At 70.6% G+C, this 18,332-nt stretch carries 15 protein-coding genes; 1 reads left to right on the forward strand and 14 read right to left on the reverse strand.

Translation table 11 applies throughout. From position 1 onward, the window contains the following. Positions 1-13: 13 nt before the first annotated feature. The 11 genes from AC4BEG_RS06095 to AC4BEG_RS06145 all read right to left on the reverse strand — a co-directional run bounded on the left by AC4BEG_RS06095 (position 14) and on the right by AC4BEG_RS06145 (position 13,894). Positions 14-1,414: an aspartate aminotransferase family protein gene (locus AC4BEG_RS06095; protein WP_490704875.1), complete on the reverse strand. Its 1,401-nt coding sequence runs from the start codon at positions 1,412-1,414 to the stop codon at positions 14-16. After that, entirely contained in the window at positions 1,411-3,348 is a 1,938-nt protein-coding gene (gene dxs / locus AC4BEG_RS06100; RefSeq protein WP_490704876.1) for a 1-deoxy-D-xylulose-5-phosphate synthase, read from the reverse strand. Before dxs ends, AC4BEG_RS06095 begins: the two co-directional genes overlap by 4 nt. 22 nt (positions 3,349-3,370) lie before the next feature. Then, positions 3,371-4,537 carry a flavodoxin-dependent (E)-4-hydroxy-3-methylbut-2-enyl-diphosphate synthase gene (gene ispG / locus AC4BEG_RS06105; protein ID WP_490704877.1) on the reverse strand — a complete coding sequence of 389 codons (1,167 nt, stop codon included), beginning with the start codon at positions 4,535-4,537 and terminating at the stop codon, positions 3,371-3,373. A gap of 4 nt (positions 4,538-4,541) precedes the next feature. Beyond that, positions 4,542-5,564: an adenosyl-hopene transferase HpnH gene (gene hpnH, locus AC4BEG_RS06110; protein ID WP_490704878.1), complete on the reverse strand. Its 1,023-nt coding sequence runs from the start codon at positions 5,562-5,564 to the stop codon at positions 4,542-4,544. After that, the gene (locus AC4BEG_RS06115; RefSeq protein ID WP_490704879.1) at positions 5,515-6,252 is read right to left on the reverse strand and encodes a phosphorylase family protein; all 738 of its coding nucleotides are present in this window, start codon (positions 6,250-6,252) and stop codon (positions 5,515-5,517) included. Before AC4BEG_RS06115 ends, hpnH begins: the two co-directional genes overlap by 50 nt. After that, entirely contained in the window at positions 6,252-8,195 is a 1,944-nt protein-coding gene (shc, locus tag AC4BEG_RS06120; protein ID WP_490704880.1) for a squalene--hopene cyclase, read from the reverse strand. Before shc ends, AC4BEG_RS06115 begins: the two co-directional genes overlap by 1 nt. 107 nt (positions 8,196-8,302) lie before the next feature. After that, complete coding sequence (locus AC4BEG_RS06125; RefSeq protein ID WP_490704881.1) at positions 8,303-9,400, reverse strand: polyprenyl synthetase family protein; 1,098 nt, start codon at positions 9,398-9,400, stop codon at positions 8,303-8,305. Next, positions 9,397-10,896, reverse strand: coding sequence for a hydroxysqualene dehydroxylase HpnE (gene hpnE / locus AC4BEG_RS06130; RefSeq protein ID WP_490704882.1), 1,500 nt, complete (start codon positions 10,894-10,896; stop codon positions 9,397-9,399). The genes AC4BEG_RS06125 and hpnE overlap by 4 nt, the downstream gene beginning before the upstream one ends. Beyond that, entirely contained in the window at positions 10,893-11,858 is a 966-nt protein-coding gene (gene hpnD, locus AC4BEG_RS06135; protein ID WP_490704883.1) for a presqualene diphosphate synthase HpnD, read from the reverse strand. The genes hpnE and hpnD overlap by 4 nt, the downstream gene beginning before the upstream one ends. After that, positions 11,855-12,718, reverse strand: coding sequence for a squalene synthase HpnC (gene hpnC, locus AC4BEG_RS06140; RefSeq protein ID WP_490706993.1), 864 nt, complete (start codon positions 12,716-12,718; stop codon positions 11,855-11,857). Before hpnC ends, hpnD begins: the two co-directional genes overlap by 4 nt. Before the next feature lie 435 nt (positions 12,719-13,153). Continuing rightward, positions 13,154-13,894: a TetR/AcrR family transcriptional regulator gene (locus AC4BEG_RS06145; protein WP_490704884.1), complete on the reverse strand. Its 741-nt coding sequence runs from the start codon at positions 13,892-13,894 to the stop codon at positions 13,154-13,156. 514 nt (positions 13,895-14,408) lie between these two features. Between AC4BEG_RS06145 and AC4BEG_RS06150 the strand changes: the two genes are divergently transcribed. Further along, positions 14,409-15,128, forward strand: coding sequence for an RNA polymerase sigma factor (locus AC4BEG_RS06150; protein WP_490704885.1), 720 nt, complete (start codon positions 14,409-14,411; stop codon positions 15,126-15,128). Between the two features lie 475 nt (positions 15,129-15,603). Here the strand turns inward: AC4BEG_RS06150 and AC4BEG_RS06155 are convergent, their stop codons facing one another. The 3 genes from AC4BEG_RS06155 to AC4BEG_RS06165 form a co-directional block, all read right to left on the reverse strand. Next, positions 15,604-16,455, reverse strand: a complete 852-nt coding sequence (locus AC4BEG_RS06155; protein ID WP_490704886.1) for an ABC transporter ATP-binding protein — start codon at positions 16,453-16,455, stop codon at positions 15,604-15,606. After that, the gene (locus AC4BEG_RS06160; protein ID WP_490704887.1) at positions 16,448-17,380 is read right to left on the reverse strand and encodes an ABC transporter permease; all 933 of its coding nucleotides are present in this window, start codon (positions 17,378-17,380) and stop codon (positions 16,448-16,450) included. Before AC4BEG_RS06160 ends, AC4BEG_RS06155 begins: the two co-directional genes overlap by 8 nt. A gap of 79 nt (positions 17,381-17,459) precedes the next feature. After that, entirely contained in the window at positions 17,460-18,332 is an 873-nt protein-coding gene (locus AC4BEG_RS06165) for a glycosyltransferase family 2 protein (RefSeq protein WP_490706994.1), read from the reverse strand.

Raw genomic sequence — 18,332 nt, forward strand, 5'->3', positions numbered from 1 at the left:
TTCCCCCATCGGTTCAGCGGTGGGCCACCGCCTGCTTGACGAGAGTCCGCCCGAACTCCCACATCAGACCGCCGCCCGCGTGTGCGTCGTCCATGACCGCCGTGAACGCCCCGACGAAACGGTCCACTTCCCGCTCGCCGATGATCAGCGGCGGGATCAGCTTAATCACCTCCAGATGGTCACCGGAGACCTGGGTGAGGATGCGATGGCGCTGGAGCAGCGGAGCGACCACCATCTGCGCGAACAGCCCCTTGCGCGCGGCCTGGAGCATCGCCCAGCGGCTGCGCAGCCCGAGCGAGGAGGGCCTGCCGAACTCGATGCCGATCATCAGGCCACGGCCGCGCACATCGTGCAGCAGCTCATAGCGGTCCACCAGGGCGGTGAGCCGCTCACGCAGGAGATCGCCGGTGCGCCGGGCGTTGGCGACGATCTGCTCGTCCTCCATCACCGACAGGACGGCGAGCCCGGCCGCCATCGCCTGGGCGTTGGACCCGAAGCTGGCGGAGTGGACCAGCACCCGGTCCATCGAGGAATAGACCCGCTTGAAGATCCAGTCCTTGCCCAGGGTCGCCCCGACCGGCACATAGCCGCCCGACAGCGCCTTGGCCACGCACACCAGGTCCGGTTCGACGCCCTCCTCGTGGCGGTAGGCGAAGAAGTCCCCGGTGCGGCCCAGCCCGGTCTGCACCTCGTCCGCGATCAGCAGGGCCTTGTGGCGGCGCAGCAGCTCCTGGGCGGCGCCCAGAAAGCCCGGCGGTGACGCGTGCACCCCCTTGCCCTGGATCGGCTCGACGATGAGCCCGGCCACGTCCCCGCGCGCCAACTCCCGTTCCAGCGCGGCCAGATCGCCCAGCTCGATCACGGTGTCGGGCAGCAGCGGGGCGAAGCCCTCGCGGAAGCCGCCCTCGCCGTTGACCGACAGCGCGCCGGCGGTCAGCCCGTGGAAGGCGTGCGTGCAGTACAGAACGCGCGGCCTGCGGGTGGCGAAGCGGGCGAACTTCAGCGCCGTCTCCACCGCCTCGGTGCCGCTGTTGCCGAAGAAGACCCGGTCCAGATGCGGGGCGTGGGAGAGCAGCTTCTCGGCGAGCAGTCCGGGCAGCGGCTGGCAGTCGAAACGGGTCAGATCGGCGAGCGAGGCGTCCAGCACATCGTGCAGCGCCTTGCGGACGACCGGGTGGTGACGGCCCAGGCCCATCACCCCGAACCCGGCGAGCATATCCAGGTAGTCCTGGCCCGAGGCATCCCAGAAGTACGCGCCCTCGGCCCGCTCGTAGACCTTGTCGAAGCCGATGGTGTGCAGCATCCGCGGCAGCTGGTGGTTGAGATAGCGGGCGTGCAGGTCGTAGCGCTCACCGGCGCGCTCGGCCAGGAGCCGCCCGAGGTCGAAGCCCGTGCGCTGCTCGGCTGCTGTCATGCCCGGCTCTCCTTGGCGGCGGTGCGGCGGATGGCGCGGCGGGCGCCGCGCGGTGCGTCGGTACGGGCCAGGGCCGCGCCGATCCGGCCCGCGATCTCGGCGGGGGTCAGCCCGATCTCGGCGAGCACCTCGGCGCGTTTGGCGTGCGGCAGAAATTCCTCGGGGATGCCGAACGTCCGTACCGGCAGGTCGACATCGGCGTCGCTCAGCGCCTGGGTCACCGCCGCGCCCACCCCGCCGCTGCGCACGTTGTCCTCGACGACCGCCACCACCGTGTGGCGCGCCGCGAGCCCGGGGAGCGCGGGGTCGACCGGCTTGACCCAGCGCGGATCCACCACCGTGCAGTGGATACCGCGCTCGGCCAGCAGCTCGGCGGCGCGCAGCCCGGTGGCGGCCATGACTCCGGCCGTCACCAGCAGCACATCGCCGCCGTCGGGCGCGTCGCGCCGCAGCACGTCCATCCCGCCGACCCGGTCCAGCGCCGGAATCGCCGCGCCCACCGACTCCTTGGGGAAGCGGACGACGGTCGGCGCGTCGTCCACCGCGACCGCCTCGCGCAGCAGGGCGCGGAGCCGGTCGGCGTCGCGCGGGGCGGCGATCCGCAGCCCCGGCACCACCTGGAGCACGGACATGTCCCACATGCCGTTGTGGCTGGGCCCGTCGGTGCCGGTGACACCGGCCCGGTCCAGCACGAAGGTGACCCCGCAGCGGTGCAGAGCGACATCCATCAGCACCTGGTCGAAGGCGCGGTTGAGGAAGGTGGCGTAGACGGCGACGACCGGGTGCAGACCGCCGGTGGCCAGCCCGGCCGCGGAGACCGCGGCGTGCTGCTCGGCGATGCCCACGTCCCACACCCGCTCCGGGTACGCCTCGACGAAGCCGGTGAGGCCGACCGGGTCCAGCATGGCGGCGGTGAGGGCGACCACATCGGGCCGCTCGGCCCCGATCCGCACCATCTCCTCGCCGAACACCGAGGTCCACGAGCACCCGCCGGACGGGATGAGGGGCGCGCAGGTGAGCGGGTCCATGGCGGCCACGGTGTGGAACCGGTCGGCCTCGTCCTCCAGGGCGGGCCGGTAGCCGCGGCCCTTCTCGGTGAGGCAGTGGACCAGGACCGGGCCGTGGAACCGCCTGGCACGGCGCAGCGCGGACTCCACGGCCTCGGTGTTGTGTCCGTCGATGGGTCCGACGTACTTCAGCCCCAGGTCCTCGAACATGCCCTGCGGCGCCACGGCTTCCTTGAGCCCCTTCTTGGCGCCGTGCAGCGATCCGTACAGCGGCTGGCCGACCACGGGGGTGCGGCGCAGGACGTCCTTGCCCCAGGCCAGCACGCGTTCATAGCCGTCGGTGGTGCGGAGGGTGGCGAGGTGGTCGGCGAGGCCGCCGATGGTGGGCGCGTAGGAGCGCTCGTTGTCGTTGACCACGATGATCAGCGGCCGGTCCCGGGCGGCGGCGATGTTGTTGAGGGCCTCCCAGGCCATCCCGCCGGTCAGCGCGCCGTCGCCGATGACGGCGACCACATGCCGGTCGGTCCTGCCGTACACCTCGTTGGCCTTGGCGAGCCCGTCGGCCCAGCCCAGCACGGTGGAGGCATGGCTGTTCTCGATGACGTCGTGCTCGGACTCGGCGCGCGACGGATAGCCGGAGAGGCCCCCCTTGTGGCGCAGCTTGGAGAAGTCCTGGCGGCCGGTGAGCAGCTTGTGGACGTAACTCTGGTGGCCGGTGTCCCACAGGATGCGGTCCGCCGGTGAGTCGAAGACACGGTGCAGTGCTATGGACAGCTCGACCACGCCCAGATTGGGGCCGAGATGGCCTCCGGTCCTGGCCACGGCGGTGATCAGGAACGCTCTGATCTCCTCGGCGAGCGCGGCCAGTTCCTCTCCGGTCAGCGCGGTGAGGTCGTGCGGGCCCCGGATGTTCTCCAACAACGACATGCTTGGATCCCCTCCTCGTGTGTCAGCTCACGGTGACGTCCGGGGTACCCGAGGGATCCCCGTTGTCCTCCATGCGCCGCGCGATTTTCCTGGCTTCCTCGATCAGGGTCTCCACGATCTTGGACTCGGGCACGGTCTTGATGACCTCGCCCTTGACGAAGATCTGGCCCTTGCCATTGCCGGAGGCCACACCGAGGTCCGCCTCCCGCGCCTCACCGGGACCGTTGACCACACAGCCCATCACGGCGACACGCAGCGGCACCTCGAGGCCGTCCAGACCCGCGGTGACCTGGTCGGCGAGCTTGTAGACATCCACCTGGGCGCGGCCGCAGGAGGGGCAGGAGACGATCTCCAGACGGCGCTGGCGCAGGTTCAGCGACTCCAGGATCTGGATGCCGACCTTGACCTCCTCCGCCGGAGGCGCCGACAGGGAGACGCGAATGGTGTCGCCGATGCCCTCGCTGAGCAACGCGCCGAAGGCCACCGCCGACTTGATCGTTCCCTGGAACGCCGGACCGGCCTCGGTCACCCCCAGGTGCAGCGGGTAGTCGCACTGCGCGGCCAGCTGACGGTAGGCATTGACCATCACCACCGGGTCGTTGTGCTTCACCGAGATCTTGATGTCCCGGAAACCGTGCTCCTCGAACAGCGAGCACTCCCACAGCGCCGACTCCACCAGCGCCTCCGGCGTGGCCTTGCCGTACTTCTCCAGCAGCCGCTTGTCCAGCGACCCCGCGTTCACCCCGATCCGGATCGGCACCCCGGCGTCCGAGGCCGCCTTGGCGATCTCCTTGACCTTGTCGTCGAACTGCCGGATGTTCCCCGGATTCACCCGCACCGCCGCACACCCGGCATCGATCGCCGCGAACACGTACTTCGGCTGGAAGTGAATATCGGCGATCACCGGGATCTGCGACTTCCGCGCGATCACCGGCAGCGCCTCGGCATCGTCCTGCGAGGGGCACGCCACCCGCACGATCTGGCAGCCGGAGGCGGTGAGCTCCGCGATCTGCTGGAGGGTGGCGCCGATGTCCGCGGTCACCGTCGTCGTCATCGACTGCACCGACACCGGAGCGTCACCGCCCACCGCCACCGACCCGACCTGGAGGCGGCGTGAGCGGCGGCGTGGGGCGAGCGGCCTGCCCGGTACCGCGGGCAGGCCGAGTGAGACGGGCTCCCCTGCGCTCATGGCGTCACCGGCCCCCTGTGGCGGTCTCCCGCGCGGCGCGCAGCGACTCCTTGAGCGAGCTCATGGTGGCCAGGACGGCGGTGGGCTCGTAGCCGCAGTGAGCCATGCAGTTCTCGCAGCGCGGGTCCTTGCCGCGGCCGTAACTGTCCCAGTCGGTCTCCTCCACCAGCTGACGGTAGGTGGGCACATAGCCGTCGCTCATCAGATAGCAGGGGCGCTGCCAGCCGAAGAGCGAGTAGTTGGGGATGCCCCACGCGGTGCACGGGAAGTCCGTTCTGCCCTCGAGGAAGTCCAGGAACAGCGGACTGTGATTGAGCCGCCAGCGGCGGCGGTTGCCGCCCGCGAACGCTTTTCTGAACAGCTCTCGGGTCTGCTCGACACCGAGGAAGTGCTCCTGGTCGGGCGCCTTCTCATAGGCATAGGCGGGCGAGATCATCATCTCGTCCACCTTGAGGTCGTCGTTGAGGTAGTTGAGCACGTCGATGACGGTCTGCGGGGTGTCGGTATTGAAGAAGGTGGAATTGGTGGTGACCCGGAAGCCCCGCCGCTTCGCCTCCTTGATGGCCGCCACCGCCTCGTCGAACACCCCCTCCTTCGCCACCGATTCGTCGTGCCGCTCCCGCAGCCCGTCGATGTGCACGGCGAAGGCGAAGTACGGGGAGGGGGTGAACAGATCCATCTTCTTGCGCAGCAGCATCGCGTTGGTGCACAGGAACACGTACTTCCGCCGGGCCACCAGCTGCTGGGTGATCTCGTCGATCTGGGGGTGCATCAGCGGTTCACCACCCGCGATGGAGACCATGGGCGCCCCGGACTCCAGCACCGCGCCCACCGCCTGCGCGACCGGCATCCGCTGCTTCAGCACCCCGGCCGGGTGCTGGATCTTTCCGCAGCCCTCACACTTGAGATTGCAGGCGAAGAGCGGCTCGAGCTCCACGATCAGCGGGAACTTGTCCCGGCGCTTGATCACCTTCTGGTCAAAGAGATACGTCGCGACCCGGATGGTCTGTCGGAGAGGCATGGCCATCTAGCTCACCTCCTGGGAGCAGCGATTTGCGGTGCCAGTCGAAAAATGCGGGAAGAACGGTCCGTAGTACCCGGAAGGCAGATATTCCACCGCGCAGCGTGCCGATCCGGACGAGTTCATGTTCCGGGGCGTCCACGACCACCCGTACGGCCGCAACCGGGCGGGCGCCCTGGCGCACGGCGCTGCGCAGGGTGGCGGCGGACTCCATGTCCACCGCGATGGCGCCGGTGGAGTGCAGCGCGGCCCGTTCCGCACCCCGCACCACATGGTTGGATCCGGCCACCGGGCCAATGTGCACGGTCCGCCGCGGGCCGCGCGGGGGCTCGGACGGCACCAGATGTGACAGGGCGTCGGCGAGGAACGCGGTGCCGGCGCACACGGTGCGCCCGGCCGGGTCGCGGGTCTCGTCGGCGACCACCAGATCCCCCGGGTGCATCCCGGGGGCGAGTCCGGCGCAGAAGCCGGTGGCGACAACGGCGGTGGGGACCGCGGGGGCGTCGGAGGTCCCGGCCAGCGCTCGGGCCACCGCCCGCTCGGCGGCCTGCGGCCCCATCCCGGTGCGCAGCACGGTCACCGGTCCGGCGGCCCCGTCCGCGTCGCCTCCCCGAAGGGCGAACCGCTCGATGCCGAGCGCACAGGCGATCAGCAGCGGCGGGCCCGCGGGGTCCGGGGCCGGTCCGGCGGACATCAGGATCTCCGCGGCCGCGCCCCGGTGGCCTCGTCATGGACGAATCGCCCGAGTGCCGTGAGGGGGAAGACCTGCCGGTACAGGTGGTAGTTGATGGAGAAGTCCCAGGGGAAGCCGGTGCCGGTGAAGTACGGCTCGTCCCAGGAGCCGTCCGCCGCTTGTGTGGCGGCCAGCCAGCCGACCCCGCGCTCGACGGCCTTGCTCTCCCGCTCCCCCGCCGCCAGCAGCGCCAGCAGCGCCCACGCGGTCTGGGAGGCGGTGGAGGCGCCCCGGCCGATCCATTCCGGGTCGGGGTAGGAGCGCTGGTCCTCACCCCAGCCACCGTCCTCGTTCTGCACACTCTCCAGCCAGCGCACCGCGCGGCGGACGGCCTGGTGGGACGCGGGGACGCCGGCGGTGATCAGCGCCGGGACGACGGACCCGGTGCCGTAGACGTAGTTGGTGCCCCAGCGGCCGAACCACGCCCCGCTGGGTTCCTGGTCGGCCAGCAGCCAGGCGATGCCGCGCCGGGTGCGGGCGTCGTAGGACCGGCCCTCGTGGGCGAGCATCTCCACGACATGCGCGGTGACATCGGCCGACGGCGGGTCGATGACCTCCCCGAAGTCGCAGAACGGCAGCCGGTTGGGCAGCGGGCTGGTGTTGTCGACGTCGAAGGCGCCCCAGGCGCCGTTCTTCGACTGCATCCCGAGCGTCCAGCGCATACCGCGCCGCACCGCCGCCTCGATCCGCTCGGGCTCGGGGTGGTCGACCCGGCGCAGCGCCAGGATGACTTCGGCGGTGTCGTCGATATCGGGGTAGTTGTCGTTGTGGAATTCGAAGGCCCAGCCGCCGGAGGGCAGTCCGGGCCGCCGCACCGACCAGTCGCCGGGCCGGTCGATCTGCTCGGCGAGCATCCAGTCGGCGGCCTTGACCAGCGCCGGGTGACCGGGCTCGAGTCCGGCGTCGGCGAGCGCGATGGCGGCCAGACAGGTATCCCAGACCGGGGACTGACAGGCTTCGATCATGCGGCTGCCGTCCTCCCGCCACACCGCGAAGCGGTCCAGCGAGGCGAGCCCGGCGCGCATCACCGGGTGGTCGAGGTCGTAGCCGAGGAGGTGGAGGGCGATCAGGGAGTAGACGGCGGGCGGCTGGATACCGCCCCAGCAGCCGTCGTTCTCCTGCCGTTCGACGATCCAGCGGGCACAGGAGCGCAGCGCGGCCCGGCGCAGCGGTCCGACGGCCACCTTGCGGTAGGCGTGCAGGGCCCGGTCCAGCCGCTGGAAGGCGCCGTTCCAGGAGGCGATGGGGGCGGGGCGGCGCGGTGGTCTCGGCCGCCGGGGATCGGTGTGCAGCTCATCGAGGGGGAACGGGGCGGGGCGCACGGGGCGGTGGGCGGAGACGATGGTGAGCGGGACGATGGTCTGCCGGGCCCAGCAGCCGAAGTCGTAGATGTTGAGCGGGAGCCACTTCGGGAAGTAGATGATCTCGGGTGGCAGCTCGGGCAGGTCCTCCCAGCGCCACCAGCCGAAGAGGGCCAGCCAGATGCGGGTGAAGACGCGGCTGCGGGCGATACCGCCCTCCGCGCGCACCCAGGCGGAGGCCGCGGCCATATGGGGGGCGTCCGGCTCGTCCCCGGCCAGCCGGAGGGCGACATACGCCTCGATGGTGGCGGACAGCTCGGGCGGGCCGCCGTGGAAGGTGGCCCAGGTGCCGTCCTCGCACTGCTGGGCACGCAGATGGCGGGCCGCGGCGTCGAGGAGGCGGGCGTCCGGGATCCCCAGGAACTGCCGGAGCATCAGGTCCTCGGCGTCCATGGTGACGTTGGTCTCGAGGTCGCCCTTCCACCAGCCCCGCTCGTCCTGGCGGGAGAGCAGATGGTCGACCGCTCGGGCCGTCGCCTTCCGTGCGGCCTCTAACGTCTCGGACTCGGGTGACTCGGAGGACTGGACGGTTGTCGCTGTCATGGCTTCCCCTCTGCAGTGTGCGATCTCTGCCGTCGTTGGGGCCTCGAGTCGGCCGACCCCGGCTGGGGGCCGGCCGGCGACTGCGAGCTAGGCGCGGCGAAAGGCGATCATCTCTCTCGTACGATGACAAAGTCGGCAAGCGCCACGAACTGGGCGCGGACGGCGGCGGGCATGTCCACCCTGTCGAGCGCCTCCATGGCGGTCGCGTGCTGGCGGCGGGCCTCCTTCGAGGTCCAGTCCCGGCCCCCGGCCTGCTCGATCAGCGCGGCGCGGGTGGCGAACTCCTCCTCGGAGAAGTCGGCGAACTCCGCGTCCGGCTTGTGCGCGTCGGTCGCGAGGATCTGGGCCAGGTGCTCGGAGTCGGGTCCGCCCGCGGCCAGGGCGGCGACCACCGGCAGGGACTTCTTGCGCTGACGCAGATCGCTCCAGGTGCGCTTGCCGGTGGCCTCCGGGTCACCCCAGATGCCGAGCAGGTCGTCGACGGCCTGGAACGCCAGCCCCAGGTGGTAGCCGTAGCGCTCCAGGGCGTCGGCGGTGCGGTCGTCGGCCCCGCCGAGGACGGCGCCGATGGAGGCGGCGCAGGCGAGCAGCGCGCCGGTCTTGTTGCCCTCCATCTCCAGGCACTCCTCGACGGTCACCCGCTCGCGGTGCTCGAAGGAGATGTCCTGGGCCTGGCCGTCGATCAGATCCCGGGAGGCGGAGGCGAGCCGGCGGGTCGCCCGCCCGGCCTCCGCGGTGCCGAGCTCCAGCAGTATTTCGTTGGCCAGCGCGAACAGCGCGTCCCCGACGAGGATGGCCTGCGCCGGTCCGTGCAGCTTCCATACGGTGTCGCGGTGGCGGCGCTGCTCGTCGCCGTCCATCAGGTCGTCGTGGAGCAGCGAGAAGTTGTGGACCAGTTCGACCGCGACCGCGCCGGGCACGCCGGTCTCCGGGGCGGCGCCCGCCGCCTCGGCCGACAGCAGCGCCAGCGCGGGGCGGACGGCCTTGCCGCCGTCGCCCGCGGTGGGGCGGCCCTCGGCGTCGATCCAGCCGAAGTGGTAGGCGGCGACGGTGTCCATGGGTGGGGCGAGCCGGCCCACGGCTGCGCGCAGCACCGGCGTGGCAAGCGTACGGCCGCGCTCCAGCAGCGCGTTCACGCTCGCTGTGTCGACAGCTGGGGTCGCCGGGGTCACGGTCTCTCCTCTGTTTTCTGTGGTGATGCTCATGCCGCCTCCTCGGGCGGCCCCCCGCCAGGGGCGGGGAGCTGATTCACATGCTGGCGGCCGATGTCGGAGAGGGCCGCGCGGGCAGCGGACAGCCCGCTGCGCACGGCGCCCTCCATGGTCGCGGGCCAGCCGGTGGCGGTCCACGCACCGGCCAGGTAGAGGCCGGGCGCGTTCGTACGGGCGGTCGGCCGCAGACGGCCGACGCCGGGAACGGGGGCGAACGTGGCGGTGCGCTCCCGGGTGACGAAGAAGTCCCGCACCCCGGCGCCGCGGGCGGCGGGCAGCAGCCGCTCCAGTTCGGGCAGATAGCGGACGCGTAGCTCGGCCACCGGACGGTCGATCTCGTCGTGGGCGGCGGACTGCGACACCGCCAGGTACTGGCTCTGCCCGGCCCCGGGGGCCTGCCGCAGCCCGGAGGCGTCCGTGCGGTCGAAGACCCACTGGACGGGGCTGCCGAGGGCGGCGAAGAACGGGCGGCGCAGCACGGTGCGGTCGTAGATCACATGCAGATTGAGGATGGGCGCGGTGCCGATGCGCAGCAGCCGGTCCGGGTCGTCGAGGGAGCCGTCGGGCAGCAGGGCGTGGGCGTCGTGCTGCGGTACGGCGAACACCACGGTGTCCGCGTCCTCCAGCGGCCGCGCGGGGACGGTCCCGTCGGCGAGGTGCGGGCGCCAGCGGCCCTCGGGGGTGCGGATGACGGCGGTCACCCGGGTGCGCAGCTCGGTGCGGACGCCCGCGGTGTCCAGCGCGGCACGGGCGAGGGTGTGGTGCAGTTCACCGAGGGGGGCGCGGGCCCAGCCGATGTCGGCGGCGCCGGGCCGGGAGAGCAGCCCGGTCTTGAAGACCATGGCGGCCAGACCCAGCGAGGCGTGGCGGGCGGTGGCGTTGAGCGTGGCCACGCCGACCAGGTCCCACAGCGCCTCGACGGCGCGCGGCGACTGGCCGTGGCGGTGCAGCCAGCTCGCGAAGTCCTCGCCGTCCAGGGCCGGGTCCTCGGGGTCCAGCCGTCCCAGGGCGAGCGCGGCGCGGCCCACCCGGGCGCGCTCGGCGAAGGTGAGATGCGGATAGGAGGCGAGGCTCGCGGCGAGGTGCAGCGGCACCGGCAGGGCGGTGCGGCGCAGCCGCCCGAGCCGCCGCCCCGGGCGGCCCGAGGCATCCAGTACGGGTACGTCCAACCGGCCCTGGAGCGGGGCGAGTTGAGCCGCGTCCAGCCGGTCGAGGAACCACCGGTAGGCGGTGCAGCACCGCAGATAGACATGCTGGCCGTTGTCGACGGTCAGCTCGCCCGCGGATGACGAGCGGCGGAAGGAGAAGGCCAGGCCGCCCAGGCGGGGGCGCCCCTCGAGGAGCGTCACCCGCATCCCGGCGTCGGCGAGGGCGAGCGCCGCCGTCGTACCGGCGAGACCGCCGCCGATCACCAGGGCGCCGCGGCCGCGCGCGGTGCCCTCCGCCAGGGGCCCGCCCCGGTGGCCGGGGTGGGTGAGGGGGGCCGTCATGAGACCGTCCCCCCGGCCCGGCGGCGCGCGACCGCGCGGGCGTCGAGTCCGGCCAGCCCGCGCACGGCGACATACGCCTTCTCGTGGGCGGGCAGCGAAACGCGGCCGCGCAGGACGGCCGCGGGGTCCCGGGCGATACGGTCCAGAAGTCTGCGGTAGATCCCCGCCATGGCGGCCACGCACGCCCCGCTGCGGCGGTCCAGCAGCGGCAGCAGCCGGAAGCCGTCGTCGAACAGCGCCCTGGCCCGTCGCACCTCGAAGTGGACCAGGCCGGTGAAGTCGGCGTCGTGCGGGGCGGTGGAGCGGCGGAACGCGCCGGAACAGCCGAACTTGGCCAGGTCCTCGGCGGGCAGATAGGTCCGCCCGGCGGCGGCGTCCTCCCGGACGTCCCGCAGGATGTTGGTCAGCTGGAGGGCGAGGCCGAGGGTGTCGGCGTACTCGGGAGCGCGCCCGAGCTCGTCCTCGCTGTGTCCGGCGGCGGGCACGGTCCCGAAGACACCGAGCGAGAGCCGCCCGATGGCGCCCGCCACACAGCGGCAGTAGACCTTGAGGTCGTCCCAGGTCTCGTAGGTCTGCCCGGCCACGTCCATCAGCACGCCGTCGATCAGCTCCTCGAGCCCGCCGAGCGGGATGGGGAAGCGGTGGGCGGCGTGGGCGAGCGCGACGGCGACCGGATCGGTGTCGTCCTCGTCGATCCCGCCGTTCCTGATCCGGCCGAGCAGGGTGCGGGTGCTCGCGAGCCGGGCCCGCTTGGCGTCGGCGTCGAGGGTGCCGTCGCCGATGTCGTCGATCCTGCGCGAGAAGGCGTAGAGCGCCGACATGGCGTGCCGCTTGTCGGTGGGCAGCAGCCTGATGCCGTAGGCGAAGTTGCGGGCCTGGTGCCCGGTCACGGCCTCGCAGTAGCGGTACGCCGCAAGCACTGGCGCGGACGCGTGCGGAGATCCGTTCACGGTCCGGCTCACCCCTCTCTTCGCAGTGTCGCCCCCACCTCGCGCAGCAGGCTGAGCTTGGTGGGCCTGGGCGGTCCAGGGAGTACGTCATGTCCCGTGGCCGCGACCGCCCGCAAGGCGGCCCTCCCCCCGGCCACGAATCCGGCCAGCAGCACCTTGAGCCTGCCGTGGACGCTACCCACCAGCGGGGTGCCTTCATTCAGCAGGGCCTCAGCGCGTTCCGCCTCGTACGCGACCAGGGCACGCACCGATGTGCCGCCCCTGGGGGCGGCGAGATCGGCCTCGGTCACCCCGAAGCGTTTCATGTCCTCGGCGGGGAGGTAGACGCGGTCCCTGCGGAGGTCCTCGGCCACGTCCTGGAGGTGCTCGACGATCTGGAGAGCGGTGCAGATCGCGTCGGAGCGGCGGATCCGCTCGGGGCTCGCGGTGCCGGTGATGCCGAGGACGAGCCGCCCCACCGGGTTGGCGGACAGCTCGCAGTAGTCCAAGAGCTCCTGGTAGCCGGCGTACCGCCGGACCCGCTGGTCCTGGCGGTTGGCCTCGATCAGGCCGAGGAAGGGCCCGGGGGTGAGGCCATGGCGGTGGACGGTGGGGCGCAGAGCGCGCAGCAGCGGATGGCGCGGGGTGGCGGTGGCGTCGAAGACCCGGTACAGATCCGCCTCGAAGGCGTCGAGCAGGGCGAGGGTGTCGTCCGCGTGGCCGGGGTCGAGGCCGAGCAGCGCGGCGTCGGCACCGCCGGGGGGAAGGTCGCCGTCGCCGATGTCGTCGACCAGCCGGGCGTAGCCGTAGATCGCCATGAGGTCGGTGCGCCAGGCGCGCGGCAGGAAGAAGGGCGCCACCGGAAAGTTCTCGTGCGCGGCCTTGGCGAGCACGGCGCGGGCGGCCTGCTGCTCGACGGTCGGGCTGCTCGACGTGGTAAAGGAACGGCTGCGCTCGCCCTCGACGGTCACCGTGGACAGCCAGGCGTACGGGTGAGGACCAGGACACCCTGCGGATCCCGGCGACCGGGGCCCGTGGGAGCGCTGGAGAGGGGCCGTGTAGCCAATGCCGTCACATCCCCCGTTCTACACCGGTTACCAGGGTCGGCACGATCCGGACACGCCGCGCCACCAGGTCAAGGCCGTCCGGCCCGGAGCCCCCGAACAGGGGACAACGGCCCGGGTCCGACATGATCCGGATGGGCATTGCTCCAGCTTACGCCTCCTGGTGTACAGATGTACGGGAGTACACCCCCATGTGCCCGCTTCATGCCCCGACGCGGGCGCGCACCCGGCCCGGCGCCGGGCCGGGTGCGCGGGGTGACCGGTTCAGGCCACGTCCTCGTAGAACTCGTCGATGTCGAGCACCGTGCAGAGGCTGCGCAGCTCGAACTCGAAGAAGGACTGCCCCTCGGCCAGGGCGAAGGACATATGGCCCAGCGCCTCCATGGAGATCACCCCGTACAGCCGCACCCAGCAGCGGAGCATGACCGCGATGGCGCCGGGCGGCATGTCGACGTCCTGGTCCTCGCTGAGGGTGGCCAGCTGGCGGGCGAGCCCGGCGTCGAGCTCCTCGCCCTCGGGGGCGGGGAAGCCGCGCAGCCGCCACAGGTCGGAGACCAGATCGGAGAAGACGGAGCCGAGGACCAGCCCCATATGGCGCTCGGGCTTGGTCTCCCCCCGGCCGAGCCCTGGGGCCCACGGCCCCAGGATGAGACCGAACTCATGGGGGTGCTTGATCGCCCAGACCCGCATCGCCCGGGAGCCGCTGATCAGCCTGCGGCCGGGCTCGTCCTCCGGGAGCTTGCCGAGGACCCCGCGCATGAAGCGGGCCATCTCCTCGAAGATGTCCACCCGCAGCTGGAGGATGAGCGCGTCACGGCTACTGAAGTAGCGGTAGACAGCCGGCGCGGTCATGCCCATCTCACGGGCGATGGCCCGGATGGTGACATTCTCCGGACCCTCCTGGACCAGGAGCGTCCGGGCCACGTCCTTGATCTCACGGATGGTCGCGATGCGCAGCCGCTCGCGCCGTGAGTACGGTGCGACGTGCGCTTCCCCTGGCGACACGCGTCCCCCTCCCTGATGCCCCCGCCGCTCGGCAAACCGGCGTCCAGGCACACGATACAGCGCCTCTGTTTAGTGAACAGCAGCAGCGGCGGTGCCGCTGGTTCACACATGAGGACGATGGCGTCCCGGTGACCGCTCCGGACCGGCCGCCGGGCTCGTCTGACGGCCGGTCGGACATCTTCCGGCACCTCCTCCGCGCCTCCCACATCCATCCACAGTCAATCAGTTCGAGAGACAGAATCCACACCGTGGACATGCGTTCAGGGGTTCCCTCCCCCAGTTCACCAGGGCAAGACTGGCTACCCGCCAGTCAACGTATGTGACCGGCCATGTAAGCAGTTGACAGGCGCCATTGGCGCCGCTCTATAGTGAACACTCGTAGCTGAGGTGAATTTGATTCTTGCTCATCTCGCGACACCTGACGGGCGCAACGGAATGGGGGGCTCCAATTCGTTCCGCGCCGTGACGTCAGGAGCAAAGTGAAGACACGGGGGGATACGTGCACACGCGATCATTGCCCGATCTGGTCGACGGCTGCCTTGATGGGGATCAGGGCTGCTGGAATCAGATCGTCGAGCGGTATGCGCCGCTTATCTGGGCCATTGCCCGCTCTCATCGACTCAGCCCGGCCGACTGCTCGGACGTCAGCCAGGCCACCTGGCTGAAGGTCGTCCAGCACCTGGACACGCTGCGCTCGCCCGAGCGCCTGGCCCAGTGGATCTCCACCGCGGCACGCCGGGAGAGCCTCAAGCATCTGGAGAAGTCGGGGCGGAACATCCCGGTCGGCGGCGCCGAGGCATTCGACCGGCCCGAGACCTCGGGACAGCAGCCCGAGGACGCCGCACTGGCCCGGGAGCGCGACGACGAGGTCTTAACGGCCTTCTGCGCACTCACCCCGAAATGCCAGGCACTGCTGGGGCTGCTGGTGACGGATCCGCCGCTGTCCTATGACGAGATCAGCGAGACGCTTGCCATGCCGCGCGGTTCCATCGGGCCGATCAGGTCACGCTGTCTCGCACATTTGAAAAAGATCCTCCAGGAACAAGGACGGATGGCGAAAAGCGATTCCGCCCTTGTCTCCCAGATTCGGGCCGCCGGGCTACGGGCATACGCCGTGAACCGCCGGACTATGCCTGAGAATGGACCGAACGGCTCTCGTGGACCTCGTCCTTCGAGCCCTCCGTCACATCTTCCGCATTCTCGCCCGCATCGCGACGAGCCACGTTTTCTCTGAAGAGCGCCTGCGCATTCTCGATCACTTCGCGCGGCACCGGACCGAGAGCATCGGACAGTCGTCCCATCAATTCCGCTTGCTCATGATCCATCGCTACGGCTCCCAACTGCACGACGGGCGAGTGGGTCCCTCACCGCACCTGTCGGCTTCCGATCACTCAGCTGTTCAATCTACAACAATCCATGTCGCCTCACCATGGCGCGTCAGCGTCTGTACGACTCGGTCGAGTTGATACGGGCACGTGCGGCACACTGCGAAGTGTCCTCATGGTGATGGTTGCTCCTCCCGTTGGGCGGACCTGCACGAGCCTGCGTGCCCACCCCTACAGATACGTCATGCGACATCCTGGATACATCGGTTGGATGTTCGAGGGCAACTGGATTCAAGACGAAGGCAGTTGGACACCCCGGCGTACGACGGGGCCCCGCCGGATCAGTCCGGCGGGGCCCCGTCAACAGGCCGAGGGCGGGCGGGACTACTTGCCCGTCTCCTTCTCGTACGCCTTGATGACCTCGTCGGTCGGGCCGTCCATCAACAGCTCGCCCTTCTCCAGCCACAGCACCCGGTCACAGGTGTCCCGGATGGACTTGTTGTTGTGGCTGACGAGGAAGACCGTACCCGCGTCCTTGCGGAGCTCGCGGATCCGGGCCTCGGAGCGCTTCTGGAACTTCCGGTCACCGGTGGCCAGCGCCTCGTCGATCATCAACACATCGTGGTCCTTGGCCGCGGCGATCGAGAAGCGCAGCCGGGCCGCCATACCGGAGGAGTAGGTGCGCATCGGCAGGGTGATGAAGTCACCCTTCTCGTTGATCCCCGAGAAGTCGACGATGTCCTCGTAGCGCTCGCGGATCTGCTCCCGCGACATGCCCATGGCCAGTCCGCCGAGGATCACGTTCCGCTCGCCGGTCAGGTCGTTCATCAGCGCCGCGTTCACACCGAGCAGCGACGGCTGGCCGTCGGTGTAGACCTTGCCGCGCTCGGTGGGCAGCAGCCCCGCGACGGCCTTGAGCAAGGTGGACTTCCCGGAGCCATTGGAGCCGATCAGACCGATCGACTCACCACGGTAGGCAACGAAGGTCACCCCGCGCACCGCGTGCACCTCGCGCATCCCCGGGGCGTTCTTCCGGCGGAGCATCCGGCTGAGGGCCGCGGTGGCGCTGCCCCTGCCCCGCGGGCCGCCGTTGACCCGGTAGACGATGTGCACATCGTCGGCGACGACGGTGGGAATGCGCGCCCCGGCCGCGGTCGTCGACGTGGTCCCGCTCACCGCATCCGCCTTGTCCGCCGTCCCGTCCTTGGCGGCCTTGTCAAGAATCTGCTCAGCCACGGCCGTACTGCTCCTCTGCCTTCCAGAAGTACACGAAGCCACCGGCACCGACCAGCACCGCCCAGCCCAGCGCCAGCGCCCAGACGTGCGGGGGCAGGTTCGCCGAGGAGTAGTCGTTGATCAGCGCGTACCGCATCAGATCCATGTAAACAGCCGCCGGGTTCGCCAGCAGCAGGTCGGAGACCCAGGAGTGCGCCCCGGCCTTGGCGAGCATGTGCTCCAGCGGGTACATCACACCGGACGCGTACATCCAGGTGCGCAGGATGAACGGCAGCAGCTGCGCCAGGTCCGGCGTCTTGGCCCCCATCCGCGCCATGATCAGCGCCAGCCCGGTGTTGAAGAGGAACTGGAGCGCCAGCACCGGGATGATCAGCAGCCAGGACAGCGCCGGGAAGTGCCCGAAGCCCAGCAGCACCACCAGCAGCACGATCATCGAGAACAGCAGCTGCTGGAGCTGCTGGAGCGAGAAGGAGATCGGGAGCGAGGCCCGTGGGAAGTGCAGGGCCCGTACCAGGCCCAGGTTCCCCGAGATCGCCCGGACCCCGGCCATGGCGGAGTTCTGGCTGAAGGTGAAGACGAACACGCCCGTCACCAGGAACGGGATGTACATGTCGTTCTTCATCTCACCCCTGCCGCCCAGCAGGAGGCCGAAGATGAAGAAGTACACCGCGGCGTTCAGCAGCGGGGTCGCCACCTGCCACAGCTGGCCCAGCTTGGCCTGGCTGTACTGGGCGGTGAGCTTGGCCTGCGAAAAGGCCAGGATGAAGTGGCGCCGGCCCCACATCTGCCGGATGTAATCGCCCAGCCCCACCCGGGCACCGCTCACCGACAGCCCGTGCTTCCGGGCCAGCTCGGCCGGGGACAGGCCGTCGTCGGGTGAGGTGGGACTCACGGCGACCGCACTGTCGTGCGTAATCTCGCTCACAGTTGACACTTTCGTCCTCAGGGTGCGCTGACCGGGGCGGCGCCCCGGGTCGCGCCCGATGCGTATCAGTACGAGCTTGTCAGATGACCGGAGGGCGGCCCAGTCGGGTCAGGCGCCATACCGTACGCCACTTCATGGGGCGACGGGGACCGCACGGTGTCTTCCAGCCCTCACGGAACCCTCCCAACCAGGCACGGAGCGCGGTCTTCGACGGCCGCCTGGCCAGGGTGAGCAGCAGCCAGACGCCCAGATAGACCGGCACCAGCAGGGCAGGAAGGTTACGCCGGGCCAGCCAGACCCGGTTGCGGGCCACCATCCGGTGGTAGACCGCGTGCCTGCTCGGGGCGGTGGTCGGATGGTGCAGCACCATGTCCGACCGGTAGTCGATCATCCAGCCGGCATCCAGCGCCCGCCAGGCGAGGTCGGTCTCCTCATGGGCGTAGAAGAAGTCGTCCGGCAACCCGCCGACCTGCTCGAACACCGCGGTGCGGACCGCATTGGCACCGCCCAGGAAGGTGGTGACCCGGGAGGACCGCATCGGGTCCGAGGCGCGCAGCCGGGGTACATGACGACGCTGGGTGACACCGGTGTCGGGGTCGGCGATCCGGAACGAGATGATCCCGAGCTCCGGATCCGCGGTGAACGCCTGACGGCACAGTTCCGCCGTGTCGACACCGGGCAGCAGCCCGTCGTCGTCGAGGAAGAGCAGTACATCGACTTCTGATCCGCCCGGTCCGAACGCCTCGATACCGACATTGCGGCCCGCCGGGATGCCCACGTTCTCGGGCAGCTCGACGGTCCGTACGCCCTCGGGGAGCTCGGGCAGCGGCGATCCGTTGCCCACGACGACCACCTCGATCGGATCGCCGTCCTGCTTGGCGACCGAGTCGAGCAGCGCACGCAGCTCCTCGGGGCGGTTGCCCATCGTCAGGACAACCGCTCCGACCGACAT

This window comes from Streptomyces sp. JLBJ103, assembly GCF_058215575.1.

Coding starts and splice junctions, on each gene's coding strand:
- hpnE (WP_490704882.1), bottom strand. CDS start 10,896: ATGACGGCCCCCCTCACCCACCCCGGCCACCGGGGCGGGCCCCTGGCG.
- shc (WP_490704880.1), bottom strand. CDS start 8,195: ATGACAGCGACAACCGTCCAGTCCTCCGAGTCACCCGAGTCCGAGACG.
- ispG (WP_490704877.1), bottom strand. CDS start 4,537: ATGAGCGCAGGGGAGCCCGTCTCACTCGGCCTGCCCGCGGTACCGGGC.
- AC4BEG_RS06095 (WP_490704875.1), bottom strand. CDS start 1,414: ATGACAGCAGCCGAGCAGCGCACGGGCTTCGACCTCGGGCGGCTCCTG.
- AC4BEG_RS06115 (WP_490704879.1), bottom strand. CDS start 6,252: ATGTCCGCCGGACCGGCCCCGGACCCCGCGGGCCCGCCGCTGCTGATC.
- dxs (WP_490704876.1), bottom strand. CDS start 3,348: ATGTCGTTGTTGGAGAACATCCGGGGCCCGCACGACCTCACCGCGCTG.
- hpnH (WP_490704878.1), bottom strand. CDS start 5,564: ATGGCCATGCCTCTCCGACAGACCATCCGGGTCGCGACGTATCTCTTT.
- AC4BEG_RS06125 (WP_490704881.1), bottom strand. CDS start 9,400: ATGAGCATCACCACAGAAAACAGAGGAGAGACCGTGACCCCGGCGACC.
- AC4BEG_RS06165 (WP_490706994.1), bottom strand. CDS start 18,332: ATGTCGGTCGGAGCGGTTGTCCTGACGATGGGCAACCGCCCCGAGGAG.